We start from the raw sequence: 24505 nt of genomic DNA, 5'->3' as shown, positions 1-24505 counted from the left end.
TCCGGTAATGGAGCGCAAGGTCCAGGCCCCCATCGAGCGGATACAGGAAAACCTGCTCGCCCGCAGCGAGCGGCGCCTGCTCACTTGGATTTGCGCGCGCATGCCCGGGTGGGTGTCGCCGGATATGCTCACGTTCATCGGCATGGCGGGCGCATTCATGGTTTTCGCCGGCTACGTGGCGAGCAATCTGGACGAGCAGTGGCTCTGGCTGGCGAACGCGGGGTACGTGGTGCAATGGTTCGGCGATTCGACCGACGGCAGCCTTGCCCGGTTCCGCAAGATCGAGCGGCCGCGTTACGGGTATTTCCTCGACCACAGTTGCGACGGACTGGCCACGACGCTCGTGGTCGCAGGGATCGGCCTCAGTCCGTTCGTAACCCTCGAGGTCGCGCTGGTGGCGCTTGCCGGATACCTCCTGCTCTCGATCCACGCCTTCCTTTCGGTACGGGTTCTGGGAGAGCTCAAGCTGTCCTACCTTAACGCGGGACCCACCGAACTGCGCTTCGTGCTGATCGGGTTGACCCTCGCAATGCTTGCCCTTGGCACGGGACCCGGACTGTTCGGCCGGATCAACGGGTTCGACCTGTTCGTCGGCGGGGTCGGATGCCTGCTCATCGCGCTGTTCGTCCTTCAGACGTGGATCACGGCAAGGCGGCTGGCGCAGGACGAACCGTCGCGCAATTCAGAGTGGCGCGGATGAGGCGCGAGCCGCTGCGGGACGTCGCGGTCAGTTGATCTTGTCGGGCGGCGCGACCGGAAACGGCAACGGCGCCACCGGCACGCCCTCCTCCTGCAGGGCCTTCGCCTCTTCGGGCGTGGCCTCGCCATGGATAACCGCGTGTTCGCGCTCACCATAATGCATGGCCCGGCTCTGCTCCGCGAAATCCGGACCCACCCATGTACTCTTCTCGAGCGCTCTTGCCTGTGCCTCGGCAAGTGCGCGCATCGCGCTGGCAACCTCCGGAGGGATGCCGTTGGCGACGGATTTTGCCGGGTGCGCCGCACCGCCCGCGTTGCCTTTTACCGGCACGGCGGGGGCCATCGGGGCCTTGGTCACCTGGCTCGAGCCGCAGTTGGGGCATGTGACCAATCCCCGCGAAATCTGGTCGGCGAAGGCATCGGACGACGCGAACCACCCCTCGAACCGGTGGCCGTCTATACAGGCAAGGTCGAACACGATCATGATGGCTTGAGATCGGGTATGTCGCGCCGGTTAGCAAGGCTGGGGATCTGTGCACGCACTTCGACAGTGCGGGCCGCGTCGATCTCCGCGAAGCCGACACCTGGCGCTTCGCCCCCCATGTCGAGCACGATATCTCCCCACGGATCGACCACGAGGCTGTGGCCATAGGTGCGCCGGCCATCGGCGTGCGAGCCGACCTGCGCGGCAGATATGACCCAGGCGCTCGCCTCGACCGCACGGGCGCGCTGCAGCAGGTGCCAGTGCGCTTCGCCAGTGGGGACGGTGAACGCGGCGGGAATGGCGATGGCATCGCACCGGCGGCGGCCGAGCGCCTCGAATATGGCCGGAAAGCGGATGTCGTAGCACACGGTGAGGCCGAGTCGCCCCACCGGGGTGCCATCAGCGGTGACAACCGTGCGGCCCGCCGCATAGGCACTCGATTCCCGCCAGGTCTCCCCGCCGGCGAGGTCGACGTCGAACATGTGGATCTTGTCGTACCGCGCGGCGATCTCTCCGGCCGGATCGACCAGCAGAGAGCGGTTGGCCCACCGCGCCGCCTCTCCCGCAACCGCGAGCGAACCCAGTGCAACCCATATCCCGTGCTGCGCCGCGGCCGCGCGGGCCGCCGCGAGGACGGGGTCGCGCTCCTCGGTCCTGATGCGCGACGCGGCGCGGGAGCGATCGCGGTCAAGCAGGCCGCTCATCTCCGGGGTGAAGAGCATGGCCGCCCCGCCCCGCGCCGCTTCGGCGATGCCATCGCAGATCGTCGCTGCGTTCGCCGCCGGGTCGATGCCCGCGGTCATCTGCAGCAGCGCAACGCGGGTCATTGCCCTTGCAGCAAATGGTCCAGCTTGCCGGACGTTTCGAGCGTTTGAAGATCGTCCGACCCGCCCACGTGCAAGTCGCCGATGAAGATCTGTGGCACCGTGCGAGCTGCGGGTGCGCGCTGCATCATCTCGTCGCGACGGGGTCCACCCATCGTGATGTCGTGCTCTGTATAGTCGACACCCTTGGCGTCCAGGAGCCGCTTGGCCCGAAAGCAATAGCCGCAGCCGAACTTGGTGTAGATCACGACTTCGGGGTGGGCCATGAACAATCCTTCGATATCAACATCTTGCCGGGTCTTGACAGCGGAGGCCCGGCTCCTATCTCGGATGCGTTCCCGTGCCGCATCGCGGGCGGGAATGCAATCGCGGCGGTCGCCGGCCATCCGGGGCCGCCCACAAGGTCAAATTGCTCACAGGAGGATTTGTTTCATGTCTCGTCTTGATTTCACCCCCTATCGCCGAACCACCGTGGGGTTCGACCGTCTGTTCGACCTGCTCGAGAGCCAGGTCCGCAACAATGCCGGCGACAACTATCCGCCGTTCAATATCGAGCGGAAGGGCGATGACGAATACCGCATCACCATCGCGGTCGCGGGCTTCAGGCCGGGCGATCTCGACATCACCGCCCAGCAGAACCTGCTGGTGGTCCAGGGCAAGAAGCGGCCCGAAGGCTCGCAGGGCGAAATGCTGCACGTGGGCATCGCCAACCGCGGGTTCGAGCGCCGGTTCGAGCTTGCCGATTTCGTCCGGGTCGACAACGCCGACCTGTCCGACGGCTTGCTGACGATCGACCTCGTGCGCGAGGTGCCCGAAGCCATGAAGCCGAAGAAGATCCACGTCGGCGGACAGCCGACGCTGGAAGTCGTCAAGGATGAAGAGAAGCGCGACGAGGACGGTGACGCGGCGAACGCTGCCTGACGCTTTCCATCGTGTCAGCGATTCGGGGGCGGACCTCGCGGTCCGCCCCCACGACGACTGAACGCCGTCTCGTGCGAAACTGACCGTCCGGGTCGCAGAAGACGATCAACTTCGCGCCAAGCTTGTCTAGACCGGACCCCCCCAAAAACACCAGAGATAACTTAGCAAATGCTAAGTTTTTCAGGAGCGCCGCCCCTAGGCCCTCCATCAGAAGTGGGCAACATATAAACGAGTTCTAATCTGCCGGCTTGTAAAAAATGACCGCATTCCGGTGTTTGGCGACAAAAAAATGCCGAAAAATCAGACCAGACGTGCCTGTTGTAACGCAGCTGCGATGAAGCCGGCAAACAGCGGGTGCGGGTCGAACGGCTTGCTCTTGAGTTCGGGGTGGAACTGGACGCCGATGAACCATGGATGGTCCGGACGTTCGACGATTTCAGGCAGGAGCCCATCCGGCGACATCCCGGAGAAGACCAGCCCGTCCTTCTCGAGCGCTTCGCGATAGGCCGCGTTGACCTCGTACCGGTGGCGGTGCCGTTCGCTGATCGTGGTCGCGCCGCCGTAGAGCGCCGACACGTGGCTGTTGCCCGACAGCGACGCTTCGTAGGCACCGAGCCGCATCGTCCCGCCGAGATCGCCCTCGGCACTGCGCTGCTGGAGGCCTTCCTTGCTCATCCACTCGGTGATGATGCCGACCACCGGTTCCTCGGTGGGGCCGAATTCGGTGGAGCTCGCGTCGTCGTGCCCCGCGGCACGGGCCCCCTCGATGCACGCCATCTGCATGCCGAGACATATACCGAGGAACGGGACCTTGCGCTCCTTGGCGAAACGAACGCTGGCGATCTTGCCCTCGCTGCCGCGCTCGCCGAACCCTCCGGGGACGAGAATGCCGTGCATGGGTTCGAGCCGAGCGGCGATTTCGTCGTCCCCCTTCTCGAACAGTTCGGCATCGATCCACCGGATGTTGACCTTGACCCGGTTTGCCATCCCGCCGTGCACCAGCGCCTCGTTCAGCGACTTGTACGCATCGGGCAGGCCGACGTACTTGCCGACGACCCCGATAGTAACCTCGCCCTCTGGGTGCTCGTAGCGATCGAGAATATCGTCCCACCGCGCCAGGTCCGGCGCAGGAGCCGCCAGCCCGAAATGGCGCAGGACTTCGTCGTCCAGCCCTTCGCGGTGATACTGAAGCGGAACAGCGTAGATGCTCGATGCGTCGAGCGCGGGGATGACGGCTTCCTTGCGCACGTTGCAGAACAGCGCGATCTTCGCGCGCTCGCTGTCCGGCAGAGGTTTCTCGCAGCGGCACAGGAGGATGTCGGGCTGAACGCCCAGCCCGGTCATCTCGCGCACTGAGTGCTGGGTTGGCTTGGTCTTCAGTTCGCCGGCCGCCGCGATGTAGGGCACCAGCGTCACGTGGACGAAACAGGTGTTGTCACGTCCGAGCTCGTTGCGAAGCTGGCGCAGTGCCTCGATGAACGGGAGGCTCTCGATGTCGCCGACGGTGCCGCCGATCTCGCACAGCACGAAATCGAGATCATCCGTATCGCTCTGCGCGAAATCCTTGATCGCGTCGGTCACGTGGGGGATCACCTGAACCGTCGCGCCGAGGTAGTCGCCGCGCCGCTCCTTGGCGATGATGTCGCGATAGACGCGGCCCGAGGTGATGTTGTCGCCCTGGTGCGCGGAGACGCCGGTAAAGCGCTCGTAATGGCCGAGATCGAGATCGGTCTCCGCCCCGTCGTCGGTCACGTAGACCTCGCCGTGCTGGTACGGGCTCATCGTTCCCGGATCGACGTTCAGATAGGGGTCGAACTTGCGGATCCGGACCCGGTATCCGCGTGCCTGCAGGAGAGCCGCGAGGCTCGCCGCCATGAGACCTTTGCCGAGCGAGGAGACCACGCCGCCGGTGATAAATATATACCGCGCCATGGGAGTCGGGCCTTAATCGTGTGTGGGGCCTGCGCGCAAGCGGCTTGATGCGGCAGCGCGCCGCAATCCCCAGCCGGATCGTCGCAAGCGGGTTAGCGGGTCACGTCGGCGAGCGGGTCATCCGCGGGGGCCGGAGCGGGCTGGACCGGGGCGGCAGGCGCGCGGTCGAGCGTCGATTCGACCGAGACGCCGGTCCCCGAGCTCTTCGCGGCGATCGCCGCGAGCACGATCGACAACACGACGAACAGGATGGCCAACCAGCGGGTCGAGCGGGTCAGAAAGTCGGCCGCACCGCGCGCGCTCATCATGCCGCTCGGCGATCCCCCGATGCCGAGGCCGCCGCCTTCCGATCGCTGGATCAGGATGATCCCGACGAGCGCGGCGGCAACGACCGCCTGGACGACGAGCAGAAACAGGAAAAGCGACATGGACGATGTATCTCGTGTTCGTGTGTTCGGCGCACTTAGGGATGCAGGAGCCGATGGGCAAGCCGGGGTACGGCTCAGGCCTCCTGCAGGTCGGCGGCGCCCATGACGATGCCGAGAAAGCTTTCGGCCGTAAGACTGGCGCCCCCGACCAGCGCGCCGCCCACCTCGTCTGCGCCGAGCAGCTCGCGCGCGTTCTCCGGCTTGACCGAGCCGCCGTAGAGAATGCGGACCATGCCGCCCTCTTCGTCTCCGTACCGTTCGACCAGCAGTGTGCGGATTGCGCAGTGCATGGCGGAAATGTCCTCGACCGTCGGAGTGCGTCCGGTGCCGATCGCCCAGATCGGTTCGTAAGCGACCGACAGCCGCTCACCAGCGCCATCGAACGGCTGGGGAAGCGAACCCTCGAGCTGGCGCACGACAAAGGCTTCCGCCCCGCCCGCATCGCGGGTGGCTTCGGTTTCACCGCAGCACACGATCAGCTTGAGGCCAGCCTCGAGCGCGGCGTCGGCCTTGGCCCGGACGAGGGCATCGCTTTCGCCGTGACCCTGGCGCCGCTCGCTGTGGCCCAGGATCACGAACTTCGCGCCCGCGTCGGCAACCATCGCCGCCGACACGTCGCCGGTGTAGGCGCCGTCGCTCTCAGGGCTGCAATCCTGCGCTCCGACGCCGATCTGCTCGGCTTCCTTGTGGACCGCGTGAATCAGGGTGTACGGCGGGGCGAGAGCAACCTCGACCTTCATCAAGCGCTGCGCCGACCGGTCGATCGCGCGCGCCTCGGCAAGCATTGCGCGCGTGCCGTTCATTTTCCAGTTTCCGACGATAAAGGGCCGCAGGGCCATGACGTGTTCCCAAGGGTGTCGTGTGATTGGCCGGGGGCCATAGACACCAACGGGCCGCGGCGCAAAGGCCCTTATTCACCGGCACCTCAAAACGACGCGGGACCTGTTGCGGCAAGGTCGCAGGGCATCTAAAGCCCCCGCGAACGGCGCGCAGCCTCCCCTGCGCGGCTGCCCACTCTGCTGTCCGGATCACCATGCTCAAGTTCTTCCGCAATATTTTCAAAACGAAGATCGGCCTAGCCGTCACCATCGCGTTCATCGGCCTGATCGGCCTCGCATTCGCGGTGGGCGACGTCGCGTCGACCGGTTCTGCCGGGGGCATCGCGGGCGACGACAGCGTCGCGGTGGTGGGCGACGACAAGATCGGCGCGCGCGAATTCAGCGAAGCGGCAACGGTCGCGGTCGATCAGGTGCGTCAGGAAAATCCGACGCTGTCGATGCAGGCTTTCGTGGAACAGGGCGGGCTCGACGACGTGCTCGACCAGTTGCTCGACCGGCGCGCGATCGCATGGTGGGGAAGCGAGCATGGGATCGCGGCGGGCAATAACCTCGTCAACAGCGAAATACGGCGCCTTCCCGCTTTCGCGGGCCCTGATGGCCAGTTCAGCGAAACGGCGTACCAGCAGGTCCTGGCGGCGAGGAAGCTTACCGACGCAACGGTCCGCCGAGATCTGGCAGAGGGTTTGCTGGCCCAGCAGGTTCTCGTGCCGGGATCGTTCGGCGCCAGGATGCCGGCGAAGGTCGCCGCCCGTTATGCCGCCCTGACCCGCGAGCGCCGCGAGGGCGCGGTCGCGATGATCCCGAGCATGGCGTTCGCACCGAAGGGCAATCCGACCCAGGCGCAGCTCGCCGCCTATTATGAAGCCAACCGCAGCCAGTTCATTCGCCCCGAGCGGCGCGTGATCCGCTACGCAGTGTTCGGCGCGGACGCACTCGGCACGATCGAACCGACTGCGGCCGAGGTCGCTGCGCGCTACAACCGGGACAGGGCCGAGAAATATGCCGGGCGCGAACTGCGCTCGTTCACGCAGCTGATCGTGCCGACCAAGGCCGCGGCCGACGCGATCGCGGCGCGCGGCGCGGGCTCGCTCGAGGCGGCGGCCCGTGACGCGGGGCTGGAAACCAGCAAGGTCGAAGCCGTCGACCGCGCGGCCTATGCGGGGTCGACATCGCAGGCGGTAGCGTCTGCCGCCTTTGCCGCAAACCGGGGAACGATCGCGAAACCGGCGCGCGGCGGGCTCGGCTATTACGTCGTGCGGGTGGACTCGATAACCGAAACCCCCGCCCGCACGCTCGCACAGGCACGGGACGAGATCGTCACCGCCCTGCGCGACGAAAAGCGCGCGCGCGGTCTTGCCGACCTTGCGTCGGAAGTCGAGAACCAGATCGACGACGGCGGCGCACTGAGCGAAATCGCCCGCTCGCTCAACGTCGAGGTGATGTCGACCAGGCCGCTGGTCGCCGACGGCCGCGTCTATGGCTCGGCCACCGAAACCGCACCCGCGGTGCTCATGCCTGCGCTATCCGCCGCATTCGAGATGGAGGAAGGTCAGCCCCAGATCGCCGCAGTGCCGGCAACCGACCAGTATCTCGTGTTCGAGACCGCGCGGATAACTCCGTCGGCAGCCGCGCCGCTTGCAGAGATCAGGGAGGATGCGGTCGAGGGATGGCGTCGCGATGCCGGGCAGAAGGCTGCGAAAGCCGCCGCCGATCGGATCGTCGCGCGGGTCGCCAAGGGGCAACCGCTCGCCGCCGCGCTCGCTGCCGAAAAGGTTTCCTTGCCGCAGGTCGACCGGATCAACATGACCCGCGGCGAACTCGTCGAGCAGGGCCAGCGCGTACCCCCGCCGCTCGCATTGCTGTTCTCGATGGCCAAGGACAGCGTCAAGCGGCTCGAGGCACCGCGCGATGCCGGGTGGTATGTCGTCACGGTCGACAGCATCGTGCCGGGCAAGATCGGAGCCGACGACCCGATCCTGGCGCAGGCCCGGGCCAGCTTGGGCCAGCTTCTTGGCCGGGAATACGGCGATGCGATGCGGGCCGCGATCCGTGCCGAGGCGGGGATCGAGAAGAACGCCGAGGCGATCGCCGCCGTGCGCAGGCAGCTCACCGGCGCGGGCGATAACTGAGGGCCGCGCGCTGAGCGGCGCCGCGCCCCTGAACGCCGAGGCGGCACGCTCGGCGCTGGCCGAGGGACGGCCGGCGCTGGTTTGGCGGCGCGTGGTCGCCGACACCGAAACCCCCGTGGGCGCGGCGCTGAAGCTGATCGAGCCAGGGCGAGGTGACTTCCTCCTCGAATCGGTCGAAGGCGGCGAGGTACGGGGCCGCTATTCGATGCTGGGCCTTGATCCCGACCTTGCGTTTCGCGCCGAGGGCGAACGGGCGGCGGTCAACCGGGCATGGCGAACCGACCGCGATCAGTTCGAACCCTTGCCGGGCGACGCGCTGTCCGAACTGCGCGCGCTGGTCGAGCGGTGCCGCATTGACGTGCCCGACGGTCTGCCGCCCGCCCTTTCGTTTCTCGTCGGCTATTTCGGATACGAGACGGTCGGTCTGGTCGAGAAGCTCCCCCGGGCGGCCGGCCCTGGGCTGGGGCTGCCCGACATGTTCTTCGCCCGCCCGACCGTGCTCTTGGTGTTCGATCGCCTTTCCGACGAACTTGTATGCCTGGCCCCCGTGTGGCCGGACGATGCGGACGCGGCTGAACTGGTGAGCCGCGCGGTCGAGCGCATCGACGAGGTTCTTCGCCGGCTGGCGCGCGCCACTCCGTCCGCCGCGCCGCCCGACAGCCTGCCCGAAATGACGCTCGAGCCGACCATGCCCGCGGAAGAATTCGCCGCGATGGTCGGGCGGGCAAAGGAATACATCGAGGCGGGCGATATCTTTCAGGTGGTGCTGTCGCAGCGCTTCACCTGCCCCTTTCCCCTGCCGCCCTTCGCACTCTACCGCGCGCTGCGGCGAATAAATCCCAGCCCTTTCCTGTATTTCCTCGATCTTCCCGGTTTCGCGGTGGTCGGCTCAAGCCCGGAGATACTCGTCCGGGTTCGCGACGGCACCGTGACCATCCGGCCGATTGCCGGGACCCGGCCCCGCGGGCGCACGCCCGAAGCCGATCGGGCCGCGCAGGAAAGTCTTCTCGCGGACGAGAAGGAACGGGCCGAGCACCTCATGCTGCTCGATCTCGGACGCAACGACGTCGGCCGGGTGGCAGCAAAGGGGACGGTGCGCGTAACCGACAGCTATACGGTCGAACGATACAGCCACGTGATGCACATCGTCAGCAACGTGATCGGCACGCTCGACCCGGCACTCGGGGCGCTCGACGCACTATTCGCCGGCTTCCCTGCCGGCACGGTGAGCGGAGCGCCCAAGATCCGGGCGTGCGAAGTCATCGCCGAACTCGAACCCGCCGCGCGCGGTCCCTACGCCGGCGGAGTCGGTTATTTCGCGCCTGACGGCACGCTGGATTCCTGCATCGTGCTGCGAACCGCGGTCGTGAAGGACGGGATAATGCACGTGCAGGCGGGCGCGGGCATCGTTGCCGACAGCGACCCGGCCTACGAACAGCGCGAGTGCGAAGCGAAGGCAGGCGCACTCATCGCCGCCGCGCGCGAGGCCGCGCGTCAGGCTATCGAACCGGGATTCGGCCAATGACGGGGCTGACCGCTCGAGCTGCCCTGCCCATCCTTCTGGCCGTGCTCTCCGCCTGCGGCGAGCAGCCGGCCGGCGAGGCAGTGACGCGGATCGACCTTGAGAACCCGGATGAGGCCCAAGCAACGGCAGCCCCGTCGGCCGCGCCGACACGGGCGGCGGCTTCCGCCTGCGAGACGGTGACGTTCGAGGACGCGCGGCTGACCCATTGCATCGCCGATCCCGCCAAGCACCGAGTCACCACTATGCTTGGCAATCCGCCCTATCGGGGCTTCAGGGCGTTCGCCGGGAGGGCGCCGGACGAGGCCGGACGCGTCGTGTTCGGCATGAACGCCGGGATGTTCGACGGGGAAGGCAAGCCGATCGGTTATTACGTCAAGGACGGCGAGCGCCTGAAGGAGCTCAATCGCAACGACGGTGCGGGCAACTTCCATCTCAAGCCCAACGGCGTGTTCTTCGGGACCGGCGGAACGTGGCGCGTGATGACCTCGGACCGCTTTTTCTCCCAGGTGGGCGATCGGCCCGGCTTCGGCACCCAGAGCGGACCCATGCTGGTGGTGGACGGCAAGCTTCACCCCGAGATCACCGATGACGGGCCGAGCCGCACGATCCGCAATGGCGTGGGCGTCGACGACGCTGGGCGCGCGCACTTCGTCATCAGCGAAGGCCCGGTCAGCTTCGGCAAGCTCGCGCGCTATTTCCGCGACACGCTCAAGACGCCGAACGCGCTTTACCTCGACGGCGGGATCTCCGCACTGTGGGACCCGGCGAGCGGCCGGCTGGATTCGCGCGGGCCGATCGGGCCGATGGTGCTGATCGAGGAGAAATCGCAATGACCGTCTCCCACCACTCCGATGCGCGCCGCACGCTCTACCCGCAGATCGAGCCCTACGAGACTGGCCACCTCGACGTCGGCGAGGGGCACTCGCTCTACTACGAACGGGTGGGCACGCCCGGCGCCAAGCCGGCCGTGTTCCTTCACGGCGGACCGGGCGGCGGGATGAGTGCCGCGCACCGTCGCCATTGGGACCCCGAACGCTACGACGTGCTGCTGTTCGACCAGCGCGGGTGCGGCAAGTCGCTGCCGTTCGCGGAGATCGAGTGCAACGACACGTGGCGCATCGTCGAGGACATCGAACGCCTGCGCCGGATGTGCGGGCACGACGCCTGGCAGGTCTTCGGGGGCAGCTGGGGTGCTACGCTCGCGCTCGCCTATGCCCAGAAATATCCCGAGCGAACCACCGAGCTGGTCCTGCGCGGCGTGTTCCTCGCCCGCGCAAAGGAACGAGACTGGCTCTACACCTATGGGGCGAGCGAGGTGATGGCGGAACAATGGGACAGTTTTTCCGGCCATATACCCGAGGCTGAACGCGCAAACCTCGTGCAGGCTTACTACGACCGGCTGACCAGCGAGGACGAAGCCGTGCGCCTCGCCGCTGCGACCGAGTGGTCGTTGTGGGAGGGCACCGTGGCGACGCTGCTCCCCAACCCAACCCTCGTTTCCGATTTCGAGGACCCGGCCAAGGCGGTTCCCTTCGCCCGCATCTGCGCGCGTTTTTTTCTCAACGATTTCTGGCTCGACGAAGCGGAACTTCTGAAGAACGTCCACAGGATCCGCGACATCCCGGGAATCATCGTCCAGGGTCGGCACGACATCTGCACTCCGCCCGCGTCGGCGTGGGATTTGCACAAGGCGTGGCCCGAGGCGGAGTTGTGGATCGTTCCGGATGCCGGCCATTCCGCTGGCGAGCCCGGCATCATCGATGGGCTGGTGCGCGCAACCGACAAGTTCGCTAGCAGGACCTGATGAGCCCCGGCCCGACAATCCTCGTCGTGGACAACTACGACAGCTTTACCTTCAACCTCGTCCATTACCTGATGGAACTGGGAGCCGAGGTGCGGGTAGAGCGCAACGACGCGCTGACGGCAGCGGAGGCGGTACGGACTGACGCGGCGGGTTTCCTGATCAGCCCCGGCCCCTGCACCCCGGACCAGGCGGGGATAAGCCTCGACCTCGTCGCCGCCTGCGCCGACGGGGGCAAGCCCCTGCTTGGAGTATGCCTCGGCCACCAGTCGATCGGGCAGCACTTCGGCGGCAGGGTCGTTCGCGGCGGACTGATGCACGGTAAGACTTCGCCGGTCAGCCACGACGGCAGCGGCGTTTTCGCGGATCTGCCTTCGCCGTTCAGCGCGACACGCTACCATTCGCTCGTGGTCGAGGAAATTCCCGCGGTACTGGCTGTCAACGCGACATCGGACGACACCCACGTCATGGGGATTCGCCACGCAGAGCTGCCGATCCACGGCGTGCAGTTCCATCCCGAATCGATTGCGACCGAGCACGGCCATGCCCTGCTGGGCAATTTCCTTGCGCTGTGCGGGCTGGAAGCAGGAGTGGCCGCATGAGAAGGCTCCCGGAAGCCGAGCCCCATCTGACCGAGGCGCAGGCCGAAGAGGTCTTCGGCGCGCTGCTCGACGGCGAAGCGAGCGAGGAGGAGATCGCCCGCTTCCTGTGCGAGTTGTCCGACCGCGGAGAGACTGCCGACGAGATCGCGGGCGCGGCGCGGGCCCTGCGCGCGCGGCTGGTCCCCGTCCGCGCGCCGGCCGATGCGATCGACGTATGCGGCACCGGGGGCGACGGGCACCACACGCTCAACGTGTCGACCGCGGTCAGCCTGGTGGTCGCCGCCGCGGGCGTGCCGGTCGCCAAGCACGGCAACCGCGCGGCAAGCAGCAAGGCGGGCGCAGCCGACACGCTCGAGGCGCTTGGCCTCGACATGGAAGCTGCGGGAAGAACCGCCGAGAAGACACTGGAAACGATCGGAATCTGTTTCCTGTTCGCCAAGAATCACCATCCCGCCATGGGGCGCATACAACCGATCCGCCAGCGGCTCGGCCGCCGGACCATATTCAACCTCATGGGACCGCTGTCGAACCCCGCAGGGGTCAGGCGACAGCTTATCGGCATCGCGCGTCCGGCCTATGTCCCGATCTACGCCGAGGCGAAGGCGCGGCTCGGCAGCGAGAGGACGCTGATCGTCTCGGGCGACGAGGGTCTTGACGAACTGAGTCTCGCCGGCGGGAACGAGATCGCCGACGTCCGGGGTCACGAATGGGAACTGCGCCGCGCGCGTGCCGCAGACGCGGGCCTGCCCACCGCGCCGATCGAGGCGATCCGGGGCGGCGACGCGGCCCACAATGCCAAGGCGTTGAGGGCGCTGCTGATGGGCGCACCCGGCCCCTATCGCGATGCCGTGCTGTTCAACGCGGGCGCAGCGCTGATGATCGCGGGCAAGGCGTCCGGTTACGCCGAGGGCGCCGAGCTGGCGGCAGAAGCCCTCGATTCGGGCCGGGCCGAACGCCTGCTCTCTGACTGGATCGATCTCGCGCGATGAACAGGCTCGACGAGATATGCGCGACAAAGCGTGAGGAGGTCGCCGCTCGCAAGGCGACGGCGACGGTTGCCGACCTTGACCGGCTCGCGAGCGAGCAGAGCGCGCCGCGCGGTTTCCGCGATGCGCTGGCATCTCGGGTGGCGGACGGCTTCGCGCTGATCGCCGAAATCAAGAAGGCTTCGCCCTCAAAAGGGCTCATCCGCGCCGATTTCCGTCCCGCCGAACATGCCGTCGCGTACGAGCAGGGCGGCGCGGCATGTCTCTCGGTGCTGACCGATGCGCCCTATTTCGAGGGTCACGAGGATTATCTCGCCGACGCGCGCAGAGCCTGCACGTTGCCGGTGCTGCGCAAGGATTTCATGATCGATCCCTGGCAGGTCGCCGAAGCGCGCAGCATCGGGGCGGATGCGATCCTGATAATCGTCGCCGCGCTGGGCGATGCGGTCATGGAGGAGATCGAGGCGGCCGCACTCGAGCGCGGCATGGACGTTCTGGTCGAGGTGCACGACGAGGCGGAGATGGAACGCGCAGCGCGTCTGCGGTCCCGGCTCATCGGGGTAAACAACCGCGATCTCAGGTCTTTCCGCACCGATCTTGGCACGACCGAAAGGCTGGCCCCGCTGGCACCGGAGGGCACGCTGCTGGTGGGCGAGAGCGGCATCGAAACGCATGCGGACTGCACGCGGCTCGCAAGGGCGGGCGTGCGGACGTTCCTGGTGGGCGAGAGCCTGATGCGGCAGGACGACGTCGCCGCTGCCACGCGCGCGCTGCTTGGTCGGCCGTGAGCTTTCCTACACCCCGCAGGGCGTGGCATAGGGGAGCGATGGCCTCGACTATCGCATTTCCAGCCCCCTGCCCTCTGCTTCCGTCGGTCGCGGCCGTTATTGCACCTGGACTGCGTGACATGTGTGACACGGACAAGCGTGAATGACACTCAGTCACCTCGACAGCAAAGGTGCCGCACGGATGGTCGATGTCGGCAAGAAGTCCGCCACGGCGCGGACCGCCACCGCCAGCGGACGGATCCGCATGAGCGCAGCCGCGCTTCGTGCCGTGCGGGACGGCAGCGGGCCCAAGGGCGATGTTCTCGCCGTGGCGCGGGTCGCTGGGATAATGGCGGCCAAGAAGACCTCCGAACTCATACCGCTATGCCACCCGCTCCCCCTTCAATCCGTGAAGCTCGACTTCACGTTCGAGGCCGATGCCGTCACCGTTGCGGCGCGGGTTTCCCTCACAGACCGGACGGGCGTTGAAATGGAAGCGTTGACAGCCGCTTGCGTCGCGCTTCTGACAATCTACGACATGGGCAAGGCGCTCGACAAGAGCATGGTGATCGAAGCTGTGCGATTGCTGGAAAAAACCGGCGGCAAGTCCGGCGACTGGCGCGCGACCGAGGCAGTTCCTGCGCGGGTTGACGAATCGCAACAAGTTTCCTAATTGTTCCGCGTTCGTTCCCGGATTGGGACGGTTTGTCGGGGATAGGCCCATGCTCACGGCCAAGCAGCGTGAACTTCTGCAATTCATCACCGTTCGCCTCGAGGAAAACGGCATCTCGCCGTCGTTCGAGGAGATGAAGGAAGCGCTCGACCTCAAGAGCAAGTCGGGTGTGCACCGGCTCATTTCCGCGCTCGAGGAGCGCGGGTTCATCCGCCGCCTGCCGAACCGCGCACGCGCGCTCGAAGTGATCCGCCAGCCCGGGGATTCGGTGGCCGCTCCCCGCAACGGACAGGCTCCGCGCGCGAACGACAATGTCGTTCCGCTCCGCACGCCGGCCGCCCCGCGGCCCGAGCCCGCGAACGACATCGTCGAACTGCCCCTGCACGGCCGGATCGCCGCGGGCATGCCGATCGAGGCGCTGGAAGGCCAAAGCACGCTGCCCGTTCCCGCCGCCCTGCTCGGCCCCGGCGAACACTACGCGCTCGAGGTTTCGGGCGACTCGATGATCGAGGCCGGTATCTTCGATGGCGATTTCGCGCTCGTGAAGCGCACCGACGTCGCCCGCGACGGAGAGATCGTAGTGGCGCTCGTCCGCGACGAGGAGGCCACGCTCAAGTTCCTGCGCCGGCAGGACGGGATGATCCGGCTCGACCCCGCGAACGGCGCTTACGAGCCGCAGCTCTACCGTGCGGCCGAGGTGAAGGTTCAGGGCAAGCTCGCAGGTTTGCTGCGCCGCTACCACTGATTCCGGCGCAGGGGGTCGCCCCCCCGCGCCGTCCACCAGGGGTGCGAACCCTGCCCGCTTGCCACCGTAGTGATCCGCCGGGCCTCGAGGTCGATGGCAAGGCCCCCGCTCTGCTGCAGGAAGCGCCGGTCGGCTTTCAGCCAGCGCGGACGGCAACTGCGGGGAAGGTAGCGGTCCGCGATGACGATGTCCGACGCCTCGCATGCCGCCGCGAGTGACCGGTCCTCGATCCGCGACCGGCTTCGTGCCAACAGCAGCAACCAGTCACGCCCGCCGCGTTCGAGCGCGATACTGCAGAAGTCCCGGCTGCATCGCGCTCCCGACCAGCGCTCGAGCGGTATCGGCACCCCCTCCTGGCCGGCGAGCTCGAGCAGGTTGTCACGGGCGAAGCCGCTCCTCCCCTCGCGCAGCACCAGCAAGCGCTCTCCCTCCCCTGCGATGCCGACATTGCGCCCGTCACTGCCGACCAGCAGGTTGGGAACCGGGGTCGCGACCAGCAGCCCGGCTGCGAGCGCCGCCGGAACCAGTCCGAGCATCCGCACCCGCCCGTGCCACAGCGCAAGCCACGCTCCACCGGCAAGGAAAAGGCTGAAGGTGCCCCACCCCATCTGGGGCATAAGCCGCACCGCCCCCGGCTGTTCGGCGGTGAACCGGGCGATCCCAAGCAGCGCTTCGAGCGATTTTCCCGCGAGCCACCAGGCCGGCGCGCCGCCGCCGAAGAGGTCGAGCACCAGTGCGAGTGCGATCGCCGGCATCGAGATGAATGACACCAGCGGAATGGCGACCACGTTTGCGAACGCACCGTAGAAGCCTGCGCGGTGAAAGTGGAACAGGACGATCGGCATCAGCGCGATCTCGATCACGAGACCCGTCAGGAGGAGGATGGCGAGGCGCCGCCCCGTCCGTGCAAACCAGCTTTCCTCGCGCGCGGCAAGGAACGCGCGCACCGGAGCCGCCTCGTGCAGCGCAACGATCGCGATCACCGCGGCGAAGCTCATCTGGAAGCTCGGTCCGACGAGAGCCTCGGGCCAGGCAACCAGCACCGCGAAAGCAGCAACCGCGACCATTCGCATCGACAAAGGCTCCCGCCCCAGCGCAAGCGCGGCGAGGACGAGCAGGGCACCGAGGCAGCTTCGCACCGTCGGTACTTCCGCCCCGGTAAGCAACGTGTAGCCGATCCCCGCAATCGCACCGATCAACGCTCCGGCCACCGGCAGTCGGACCCGCAGCACCAGCCAGGGCCACAGCGCGAGGAGGCGGATGGCGAGGAAATAGGCCGCCGCGATCACAGCGCTCACGTGCACTCCGCTGATCGACAGGAGGTGCGTGAGGCCCGAATCTCGCATCGCCTCCTCGTCGGCGATGGAGATGCCGCCACGGTCACCGCTGGCGAACGCGGCGGCGATGGCCCCTTCGGAGCCGGCGAGCCGGGAACGAACGTGGGAGGACAGCGCGCGCTGGGCGCGGGCGATGGTTCCGCCGCCAGGCGCCGCCTCGATCGTCTCGACCTCGCCCAGTACGCTGCCCGTGGCAGAGAGGCCGGCGAACCAGGCGGTCCGCGCAAAGTCGTAGGCACCCGGCACCAGGGGCGCTGCGGGAGGCATCAGGCGCGCCCGCAGCCGCACCCGAGCCCCTTCCTCGGCCCCCACCGGCAGTGCGTCCGGCGCCACGTTGACCCGCACCTTGCGGGCCATACCCGCCTCCGCATCGCGATAGGCCAACGTAAGCCTCACGCGTCCTTCTGCCGGTTGGTCTTCGCGAGCAAGGACGCGCCCGTCGATCCACTCGGTCTTGGGGTACAAGAGCGGCGGTGCCCCCACCACTTCGGAGCGGATCCAGACCAGCGTCACGCCGAACGCGATCACCAGTCCCACGGAAATCGCGGCACGGCGCAGATGCGTGCGCTCGCCGCTCTCGCGCCAGATTGCCGCGGCGGCTACGGCCACCAGCAGCGACGCGCCGGTAAGAACCAGCCAGGCTACCGGACCCGGGAGTACGAACCAGCTCGCGATCCCGACTACGAGCGCCACGGTCAGCCACGGCGCGCGATCGAACGCTGCTTCTTCGAGAAAGGCTTCCGCCCTTGCCACCCCACTGGACAAGGCGCGCGCCTTGCGCCAAGGCCGCTGCAGTGCAGCATCGGCGGGCGTTTCGCCCTCCCGGTCTTCGTCGGACAGGGGAACCAGCGGCGCTGTGCGGATCGCCATGAAGTTACTGGATAAGGACGAGAATTCGGATGGCAAGCGATAGCGCGAAGGTGGTCACACGCTTTGCTCCATCGCCGACCGGATTCCTGCACATCGGGGGCGCGCGCACCGCGCTGTTCAACTGGCTCTACGCCCGCCATCATGGCGGAAAGTATCTCCTGCGGATCGAGGACACCGACCGCGCCCGCTCGACCGAGCCGGCGATCGCGGCGATCTTCGACGGCCTGGGCTGGCTCGGCCTCGAGGGTGACGAGGAACCGACGTTCCAGTTCGCACGGTCAGACCGCCATGCCGCGGTTGCGCACGAGTTGCTGGAAAAAGGGGCGGCCTATCGCTGCTACCTGACTTCGGAGGAACTCGCTGAACGCCGCGCCACGGCGCAAGCGGAACGGCGCACGTTTCGCATCGACAGCGAATGGCGTGACGCCGACCCTTCTGCCTGGCCTGAAGACGCGCCCTATGTCGTGCGTATCAAGGCCCCGCGCGAGGGTGAGACGACCATCGGCGACGAGGTCCAGGGAACCGTTACCGTCGCCAATTCCGAAATCGACGACTTCGTCCTGCTCCGGTCGGACGGCACGCCCACCTACATGCTGGCCGTGGTGGTCGATGACCACGACATGGGCGTCACACACGTGATCCGCGGCGACGACCACCTCAACAATGCCTTCCGCCAGATCGTCATCCTGAATGCGATGGGCTGGACGGTGCCGGTATATGCGCATGTCCCGATGATCCTTGGCGCGGACGGCGCGAAGCTCTCCAAGCGTCACGGCGCGGTAGGTGTCGACGCTTACCGCGACGAGATGGGCCTGCTGCCCGAGGCTGTCTTCAATTATCTCCTCCGGCTCGGCTGGGGACACGGCGACCGTGAGGAGATCTCCCGCGAGGAGGCGATCGCACTTTTCGACCTGGCCGGCGTGGGCAAGAGTCCGAGCCGCTTCGACATCAAGAAGCTGCTCAACCTCAATGGCCATTACATTCGCGAGGCAGACGACGAGCGGCTTGCCGCGCTGGTCGCTCCGCTGATCGGAGTCCAGGCCGATGAAAAGCTGCTTGCCGAAGCCATGCCGCAGCTCAAGCTTCGCGCCAAGGACCTCCACGAACTCGCCGCGGGCGCGGCATTCCTTTTCAGGCGGCGCCCCCTTTCGCTCGACGAGAAAGCCGCAGCCCAGCTCACCGAAGACGCGCGCGTCCTCCTTGCAAGCATTTCTGCGCGTCTTCGGAACGAAAGCGACTGGACGGTGGCCGCGCTTGAGAGCAATCTGAAGGCATTCGCCGAGGAACAGGGGCTGGGACTCGGCAAGCTGGCGCAGCCCATGCGTGCGGCATTGACGGGGACGACGACATCCCCGGGGATTTTCGACGTACTGGCCCTGCTTGGCCGGGATGAAGCCCTTGCGCGGCTTGACGCGCAGGCAAGTTCCGCCAACGCGGACCACACATCTTAAGGAGACGGGACATGGCGGACAAGGCGGCGACGCTCACTTACGACAACAAGAGCATCGAGCTTCCGGTGCTCGAGGGTAGCGTAGGTCCCGAAGTTATCGACATCCGAAAGTTGTATGGCCAGACCGGCGCCTTCACCTACGACCCCGGCTACAAGTCGACCGCGAGCTGCGAAAGCGCGCTGACATACATCGACGGCGACGAGGGCGTGCTGCTCCACCGCGGTTATCCGATCGGTCAGCTCGCGGAGGATTCGAGCTTCATGGAGGTGAGCTACCTGCTCCTCAACGGCGAACTGCCGTCGCAGCAGGAGCTAGAGGACTTCAGTTACACGATCAGCCGCCACACGATGCTGCACGAACAGCTGATGACCTTCTACCGCGGGTTTCGCCGCGATGCGCACCCGATGGCGATCATGTGCGGCGTGGTCGGCGCGCTCTCGGCGTTCTATCACGACAGCACCGACATCTCGGATCCCGAACAGCGCAAGATCGCCAGCCACCGGCTGATCGCGAAGATGCCCACGATCGCGGCGATGGCGTACAAGTATTCAGTCGGCCAGCCGTTCCTCTATCCCGACAACTCACTGAGCTACACCGGCAATTTCCTGCGCATGACCTTCGGCGTTCCGGCCGAACCGTACGAGGTCAATCCGGTCGTCGAGAAAGCGATGGACCGGATCTTCATCCTCCATGCCGATCACGAGCAGAACGCCTCGACTTCGACCGTGCGGCTTGCCGGGTCATCGGGGGCAAACCCGTTTGCCTGCATCGCGGCGGGCATTGCATGCCTGTGGGGCCCTGCGCACGGCGGAGCCAACGAGGCCGCGCTCAACATGCTGCGCGAGATCGGCACGCCCGATCGCATCCCGCATTACATCGAGCGCGCGAAGGACAAGAACGACCCGTTCCGCCTGATGGGGTTCGGCCACCGCGTCTACAAGAACTATGATCCGCGGGCGACGGTCATGCAGAAGACCGTGCGCGAAGTCTTCGAATCGCTCAAGGTCACCGATCCCCTGTTCGAAACCGCCTTGCAGCTCGAAGAAATTGCGCTGAGCGATCCCTATTTCATCGAGAAGAAGCTGTTTCCCAACGTGGACTTCTATTCGGGGATCATCCTTTCGGCGATCGGCTTCCCGACGACCATGTTTACCGCGCTTTTCGCCCTTGCCCGCACCGTCGGCTGGGTGGCCCAGTGGAACGAGATGATTTCCGATCCCGGCCAGGTCATCGGTCGCCCGCGCCAGCTCTACACGGGCCCGACCGAGCGCGACTACGTCCCGATCGACCGGCGGTAAGCGGAGCGAAAGATGCGTCCATTGCGGCTGATTGCCCAGATTTTCGGCGTCGCGCTCGTCCTGTCGGGCGGATTGTGGGCGCTTCAGGGCCTTGGCCTGGTGATGTGGCCCGCAGAGAGCTTCATGCTAGCCGATCGTCAGTGGGCGCTTTACGGCACGATCACGGCGATCATCGGCGCGCTTCTGTTGTGGTGGGGAAGCCGGCGCCGCTGACGCGGTGGAGCGCCGCTCAGTCGGCGGGCGGCAACTCGAGCGTGAAGCGCGCCCCTTCTCTTGGCGTGCTGTCTACCGTCAGTTCGCCGCCCATCGCGCGCGCGAGACGGCGTGAAATATACAGCCCAAGGCCCGATCCACCGTCTCCGCCCCGCCCGAGACGCTCGAACTTGTCGAACACGCGTTCGATCTGGTCCGGCGCTATTCCCGGCCCGTCGTCGATTACCGCCGCCATTGCGCGCCCGTCGCCAGTTTCAACCTCGACACGCACCGACGATCCTTCCGGGGCATAGGCGATTGCGTTGCCCACGAGATTGAGGAGAATCTGGAGAACCCGGCGGAACTCCCCCGTCGCCGGAGCCACGACCCCGTCATCGGGCGGAACAAGCCGCATCCCTCGCTCACGCGCGCGCACCGAAAGGATCCCGACCGCGCGCCGGGCTACATCGGCAAGGTCGATCCGGTCCGGTGCGGTGCGAAAGTCCTCTGCCTCGACCACCTCGAGGTCGGAAAGGTCCTCGATCAGCGAAAGAAGGTGCTGGCCCGCGGCCGCGATATCGGCGGCGTAGTTGCTGTATTCGGGCGCCAGCGGCCCCGCCAGCCGCGAGCGGATGGTCTCTGCATTCGCGATGATCCGTGCGATTGGCTGGCGCAGAACAGGCGTCATCTCGCGTCCAAGAGAGGGAGTCGACGGTTCCGCTTCCGTGATTGGCGGAGCGGGCGCGGGAAGCGGGAAATCGGCGACGAGAAGCAGTTCGAAACCCGCGCTACCGGGGTCCGGGCGCCCGAGCGGAACGAGCGTTGCCGTCCAGGCCCGGCGTGACCCGGGAACGACGCAGCGCGCCCCGTCGACGAGCCGCCAGTGGACCGGCTGCCGAAGCGACAGGTCCGGCAGCTCGACGAATTCGGTCCACGGTGCGCCCGGCCTGCTGCGCATCGTGCGTACGAGCTGGGCCAGATCGGAAGCCGTCGTGTCGACCGTGAGCACCCCCTGCGCGGGATCGAGACGGGCCGACAGTTCCGCCACTGCACGATCGATCGCGATGCGCAACGCGGTGGCTTCCTCGTCCGAGGGTGTTGCACGCGGGGTCGAGGACCAGGCGCCGACCGCAATCGCACAACCGCCGCTTCCCGCTTCGCCTTCGGGGTCGATCTCGACCCAGGCGCGCACCGTCTCGTCGCCGTCCAGCGCCTCGATCGTCCGGGCGACCCTGAGCCCGAGCCGCCTGGCCTTGCGCACGATTTCGAGCAGGGCAGGTACCGCCACCGTGCCGGGCAGTTCGCCGCCGCAGCGACGCTGAAGTCCCGCAAGCGGCTCGTCCGCTTCGATCAAACGGTCATCCGCGTCGGTTCGTGCGCGTGCAAGGACAACCCCGTGCCCGGTCATCTCAGACCACCGTATTCTTTGCCGAGCCGCCGAGCATCGCGGCGGCGCGATCCGCCCGCAGATCCCCGAACCCTTCGGGCAACGTAGCATCGGGGTGCAGGTGCAGGAATTGCTCCTCGACCTCGCGCGGCTTCAGCCCCGCCGCGCGCAAGGACAGGGCAAGGCGCGCCTGCTGCCGTTCGTTGGTCGCGATGACGGCAAGATCCCTGTCATGCCGCGCCGATGCCGCCAGCGCGGTGAGAAAAAGCGCGACACCGGCGTGATCTACCGCAAGCGCGGCGCGTGCACCGGCACTCATTCCGGCAACCAGCCGCGCGAGCAGGCCAAGCCGGCTGGCGCTTTCGGCGTATCCTGCGCGCAGGGCATCAGTGGCTGCAGCGGCATCGGGTCCGGTCGAATCGTCGATTTCGCTGGCCCAGGTTGCGACGACCTGATGAAACAGGTCGGCAGGCAGTTCCGCCAACGACAGTTCCATTCGCCGCTGGCCCTGGGCGAAACGCGACTGCGCGGCAAGCGCGGCCATGGCGGTAGATGCGATCGACCCCTCGTCCGAAGCGATCAGGGCCTGGAGGAGCGGAGAAAGCACGGGATCGATCGCCGAACGCCGTTCGAGGCGCTCGGTCAACTGCCATTCGAGCGCCAGGGCATGGCAATGCGCCACGAGCCGCTGTTCGGCGAGCAACCGGGCGGACAGTGCCCCGTGCGCGCCCTCGTCCGGTGCCGCAAGGTCGTCGGCCCCACCGGCCCTGGCCGCGATGAGCAGCACCTGGCGCGCAATGTCGAAGACCATTCCGCGAACGCGGCTGACTATTTCGTCACTGAACAGCGAATGGTCCTGGTTGGCGAGAAGATGACCCAGCACCGGGGCTATCGTGCCGATCACGCCGTCCCCTTGCGCGAGTTCTTCGCGCAGCACGGCTTCGACGGGCGCCTCACTCGACTGCATCATCACCGCTTCGCTCATGCACCGGCCATAGCGGCCCGTGGTTAAGCCCGCGTTAGCCGCGTCGGCGGGCGGCGAACAGCCTTCCCGCCAGCCCGATGAGCGCGGTCACCGCCATCCCCGGAAGGAGCGCGCCGAACAGGCTGGCCGCGGAAAGGCCGCCAAAAACCAGGATACGGTCGCTTAGCGGGCGCATCACAGGCGCAACGTCTTCTTCCCGAAGAAGGCGCATGGCGGCAATGAGCACGAGCGCAGCGAAAGGGGCGTGCCAACCTGCGAACTCGAGAGGATTGGCGGCAATCGCCACGAGCGACGCGTCGAAAATGGCGTCGCGCACCGCCAGGAGGCGAGCGCCCCGGCCCTCTCGACTGATGCCCGAACCGGCCCGGGCAAGGCGGGAAAGCCGGACGCCGGTTTCCGACACGAGCACGCCTCCCGCAACGGCGAAAAGCCCTGCCGCCGTGCTGCCGAGGTAGCCGCCCGCGGCACCCGCCAGCGCCAGCAGGGCGCCAGCGATCGCAAGGCCGGGTGCGAGCGCTGGCCGAAGGTTAGCCCGAGCAACGAGCGAACGGGCAAGTGCATGCGCCGCCGCCTCACCCGGTTGCTCCAGTCCCGGCGCGGGCACGTAGAGCGCCTGCCAGCGGCGCTCTACGCGCTGCGCCGCTGCATTGTCGCCAAGAAGCGCCCAGCGTCCCTCATCGAGCCAGTGCTCGGGCACCTCCACGCAGCGCCCGCCCCGCTGAAGCGCGACGCGAAGAAGGCCCGCGACCGGGTCGGCATCGGGCGGCAGGTGAGCCAGCGCCTCGACCGAATCGCCCCGCGTGGCGAGCACGCCGCCCCAGGCCCGCTCGCGATCGATACGCTCGAACCCGCGCTCGATCCCGGCGGCAGCCGGCAGGACCGCAATGCCGGACCGGGCGCCCAGCGCCTGCGCCAGCCAGTCACGGTCCGGAAGCACCCCGGGCGCAAAGACGAACAGCGTGTCGGCTGCGCTCACCAGCCCCGAGAGATCCCGGGATCTGGAAACCGCGGTGAACTTGGCACTCCCCGCCTCGGCGTCCCGTTGGAGGACGGCAAGATCGGGGCCCGGGGCTTCGGCAAGACACACGACCCGCTCGCAGCCCAGCGAAAGCGCCGCCTGAAGCTGTTGCCATGCGACGGGCCGGCCGCCGACCCTCACCGGATCGGCGCCATCCTCGGCCAATGCCATCAGCGCGACCCGCACGCGCAGACCTCCCCTCAGCGAAAAGAGGGTCTTGCTAGGGCGCGGTAATCGGGTTGGCTAGAGCCGAACGGCAGGATGCCGGTCAGGCGCTGACGAACCGGTCCAGAAACTGTTCGATCCGGCGCACCACGCTGGGATCGCCGGGAGCGCCGTCGATTGCCTCGCTTGCAAGGTCGACGAGTTCGGACGCGTGAAAGCTTGCCGCCAGGCTTCTCAGGCGCTGGGCGGCAACCGCCCAGTTCCCGTCGCAGCGCGCCCTCTTGAGCAGGTCGAGGTGCCGTTCAAGGCTCTCGCGAAAGGCCTCGCGAAGCTCCGCCAGCAGCGCGGGGTCCTCTCCCGCAGCCGCCGCGATCGTCGCGTCGAAGGCTCCCTGCTCGTGGTCCATAACGCGGGTTCGTAGCAGCGAGATGATTAACACTCTGTTGA

At 67.1% G+C, this 24505-nt stretch carries 25 protein-coding genes; 14 read left to right on the top strand and 11 right to left on the bottom strand.

Features of this window, described 5'->3' with window-relative positions:
- Positions 1-7 precede the first annotated feature (7 nt).
- On the top strand, positions 8-700 hold the full coding sequence (locus ACPV3N_RS01225; protein ID WP_440113520.1) for a CDP-alcohol phosphatidyltransferase family protein: 693 nt from the start codon (positions 8-10) through the stop codon (positions 698-700).
- Between the two features lie 27 nt (positions 701-727).
- Here ACPV3N_RS01225 and ACPV3N_RS01220 read toward each other — a convergent pair whose 3' ends face one another.
- Genes ACPV3N_RS01220 through grxC form a run of 3 tightly spaced genes read right to left on the bottom strand, consistent with a single transcriptional unit; the run spans position 728 to position 2273 of the window.
- Positions 728-1183, bottom strand: coding sequence for a DUF1178 family protein (locus ACPV3N_RS01220; protein WP_440113517.1), 456 nt, complete (start codon positions 1181-1183; stop codon positions 728-730).
- Positions 1180-2010 carry a carbon-nitrogen hydrolase family protein gene (locus ACPV3N_RS01215; protein WP_440113514.1) on the bottom strand — a complete coding sequence of 277 codons (831 nt, stop codon included), beginning with the start codon at positions 2008-2010 and terminating at the stop codon, positions 1180-1182. The genes ACPV3N_RS01220 and ACPV3N_RS01215 overlap by 4 nt, the downstream gene beginning before the upstream one ends.
- A complete protein-coding gene (gene grxC / locus ACPV3N_RS01210) occupies positions 2007-2273 on the bottom strand; it encodes a glutaredoxin 3 (RefSeq protein WP_440117387.1) in 267 nt (88 codons plus the stop codon). Before grxC ends, ACPV3N_RS01215 begins: the two co-directional genes overlap by 4 nt.
- A gap of 166 nt (positions 2274-2439) precedes the next feature.
- Between grxC and ACPV3N_RS01205 the strand changes: the two genes are divergently transcribed.
- The gene (locus tag ACPV3N_RS01205; RefSeq protein ID WP_440113511.1) at positions 2440-2928 is read left to right on the top strand and encodes an Hsp20 family protein; all 489 of its coding nucleotides are present in this window, start codon (positions 2440-2442) and stop codon (positions 2926-2928) included.
- Between the two features lie 300 nt (positions 2929-3228).
- On the opposite strand, the gene pyrG is transcribed toward ACPV3N_RS01205, so the two are convergent.
- From pyrG to tpiA, 3 genes are all read right to left on the bottom strand, one after another.
- A complete protein-coding gene (pyrG, locus tag ACPV3N_RS01200) occupies positions 3229-4860 on the bottom strand; it encodes a CTP synthase (protein WP_440113508.1) in 1632 nt (543 codons plus the stop codon).
- Positions 4861-4952: 92 nt separating this feature from the next.
- On the bottom strand, positions 4953-5288 hold the full coding sequence (secG, locus tag ACPV3N_RS01195; RefSeq protein ID WP_440113506.1) for a preprotein translocase subunit SecG: 336 nt from the start codon (positions 5286-5288) through the stop codon (positions 4953-4955).
- A 74-nt stretch (positions 5289-5362) separates the two neighbouring features.
- Positions 5363-6127 carry a triose-phosphate isomerase gene (gene tpiA / locus ACPV3N_RS01190; RefSeq protein ID WP_440113503.1) on the bottom strand — a complete coding sequence of 255 codons (765 nt, stop codon included), beginning with the start codon at positions 6125-6127 and terminating at the stop codon, positions 5363-5365.
- A gap of 194 nt (positions 6128-6321) precedes the next feature.
- Between tpiA and ACPV3N_RS01185 the strand changes: the two genes are divergently transcribed.
- The 9 genes from ACPV3N_RS01185 (at position 6322) to lexA (ending at position 15355) form a co-directional block, all read left to right on the top strand.
- On the top strand, positions 6322-8256 hold the full coding sequence (locus ACPV3N_RS01185) for a peptidylprolyl isomerase (RefSeq protein ID WP_440113500.1): 1935 nt from the start codon (positions 6322-6324) through the stop codon (positions 8254-8256).
- A 28-nt stretch (positions 8257-8284) separates the two neighbouring features.
- Positions 8285-9781, top strand: coding sequence for an anthranilate synthase component I (gene trpE / locus ACPV3N_RS01180; protein ID WP_440117385.1), 1497 nt, complete (start codon positions 8285-8287; stop codon positions 9779-9781).
- The gene (locus tag ACPV3N_RS01175; RefSeq protein WP_440113497.1) at positions 9778-10614 is read left to right on the top strand and encodes a phosphodiester glycosidase family protein; all 837 of its coding nucleotides are present in this window, start codon (positions 9778-9780) and stop codon (positions 10612-10614) included. Before trpE ends, ACPV3N_RS01175 begins: the two co-directional genes overlap by 4 nt.
- Positions 10611-11585, top strand: a complete 975-nt coding sequence (pip, locus tag ACPV3N_RS01170) for a prolyl aminopeptidase (RefSeq protein ID WP_440113494.1) — start codon at positions 10611-10613, stop codon at positions 11583-11585. Before ACPV3N_RS01175 ends, pip begins: the two co-directional genes overlap by 4 nt.
- On the top strand, positions 11585-12184 hold the full coding sequence (locus ACPV3N_RS01165; RefSeq protein ID WP_440113491.1) for an anthranilate synthase component II: 600 nt from the start codon (positions 11585-11587) through the stop codon (positions 12182-12184). The genes pip and ACPV3N_RS01165 overlap by 1 nt, the downstream gene beginning before the upstream one ends.
- Entirely contained in the window at positions 12181-13173 is a 993-nt protein-coding gene (trpD, locus tag ACPV3N_RS01160; RefSeq protein ID WP_440113489.1) for an anthranilate phosphoribosyltransferase, read from the top strand. The genes ACPV3N_RS01165 and trpD overlap by 4 nt, the downstream gene beginning before the upstream one ends.
- A complete protein-coding gene (gene trpC, locus ACPV3N_RS01155; RefSeq protein ID WP_440113487.1) occupies positions 13170-13958 on the top strand; it encodes an indole-3-glycerol phosphate synthase TrpC in 789 nt (262 codons plus the stop codon). The genes trpD and trpC overlap by 4 nt, the downstream gene beginning before the upstream one ends.
- Positions 13959-14100: 142 nt before the next feature.
- Positions 14101-14610, top strand: coding sequence for a cyclic pyranopterin monophosphate synthase MoaC (gene moaC / locus ACPV3N_RS01150; RefSeq protein ID WP_440113485.1), 510 nt, complete (start codon positions 14101-14103; stop codon positions 14608-14610).
- 49 nt (positions 14611-14659) lie between these two features.
- Positions 14660-15355, top strand: coding sequence for a transcriptional repressor LexA (gene lexA / locus ACPV3N_RS01145; protein ID WP_440113482.1), 696 nt, complete (start codon positions 14660-14662; stop codon positions 15353-15355).
- Here lexA and ACPV3N_RS01140 read toward each other — a convergent pair.
- Positions 15346-17562, bottom strand: a complete 2217-nt coding sequence (locus tag ACPV3N_RS01140) for a ComEC/Rec2 family competence protein (protein ID WP_440113479.1) — start codon at positions 17560-17562, stop codon at positions 15346-15348. The genes lexA and ACPV3N_RS01140 overlap by 10 nt on opposite strands.
- Positions 17563-17591: 29 nt before the next feature.
- On the opposite strand from ACPV3N_RS01140, the gene gltX reads away from it, so the two are divergent.
- Genes gltX through ACPV3N_RS01125 form a run of 3 tightly spaced genes read left to right on the top strand, consistent with a single transcriptional unit; the run spans position 17592 to position 20524 of the window.
- Entirely contained in the window at positions 17592-19013 is a 1422-nt protein-coding gene (gene gltX, locus ACPV3N_RS01135; protein WP_440113476.1) for a glutamate--tRNA ligase, read from the top strand.
- A gap of 11 nt (positions 19014-19024) precedes the next feature.
- Positions 19025-20311: a citrate synthase gene (locus ACPV3N_RS01130; RefSeq protein WP_440113473.1), complete on the top strand. Its 1287-nt coding sequence runs from the start codon at positions 19025-19027 to the stop codon at positions 20309-20311.
- A gap of 12 nt (positions 20312-20323) precedes the next feature.
- A complete protein-coding gene (locus ACPV3N_RS01125) occupies positions 20324-20524 on the top strand; it encodes a hypothetical protein (RefSeq protein WP_440113470.1) in 201 nt (66 codons plus the stop codon).
- Between the two features lie 16 nt (positions 20525-20540).
- Here ACPV3N_RS01125 and ACPV3N_RS01120 read toward each other — a convergent pair whose 3' ends face one another.
- From ACPV3N_RS01120 to ACPV3N_RS01105, 4 genes are all read right to left on the bottom strand, one after another.
- Positions 20541-21911 carry a sensor histidine kinase gene (locus tag ACPV3N_RS01120; protein ID WP_440113467.1) on the bottom strand — a complete coding sequence of 457 codons (1371 nt, stop codon included), beginning with the start codon at positions 21909-21911 and terminating at the stop codon, positions 20541-20543.
- 1 nt (position 21912) lies between these two features.
- Positions 21913-22875 (bottom strand): hypothetical protein, encoded by a 963-nt coding sequence (locus ACPV3N_RS01115; RefSeq protein WP_440113464.1) that lies wholly within the window; start codon positions 22873-22875, stop codon positions 21913-21915.
- 34 nt (positions 22876-22909) lie between these two features.
- Entirely contained in the window at positions 22910-24079 is a 1170-nt protein-coding gene (locus ACPV3N_RS01110; RefSeq protein ID WP_440113461.1) for a hypothetical protein, read from the bottom strand.
- Positions 24080-24161: 82 nt separating this feature from the next.
- Positions 24162-24464 (bottom strand): Hpt domain-containing protein, encoded by a 303-nt coding sequence (locus tag ACPV3N_RS01105; RefSeq protein ID WP_440113458.1) that lies wholly within the window; start codon positions 24462-24464, stop codon positions 24162-24164.
- Positions 24465-24505: the final 41 nt, after the last annotated feature.

This window comes from Tsuneonella sediminis, assembly GCF_051912845.1.
GTDB lineage: Bacteria > Pseudomonadota > Alphaproteobacteria > Sphingomonadales > Sphingomonadaceae > Tsuneonella > Tsuneonella sediminis.
This window is presented reverse-complemented; position numbering and strand designations above follow the sequence as displayed.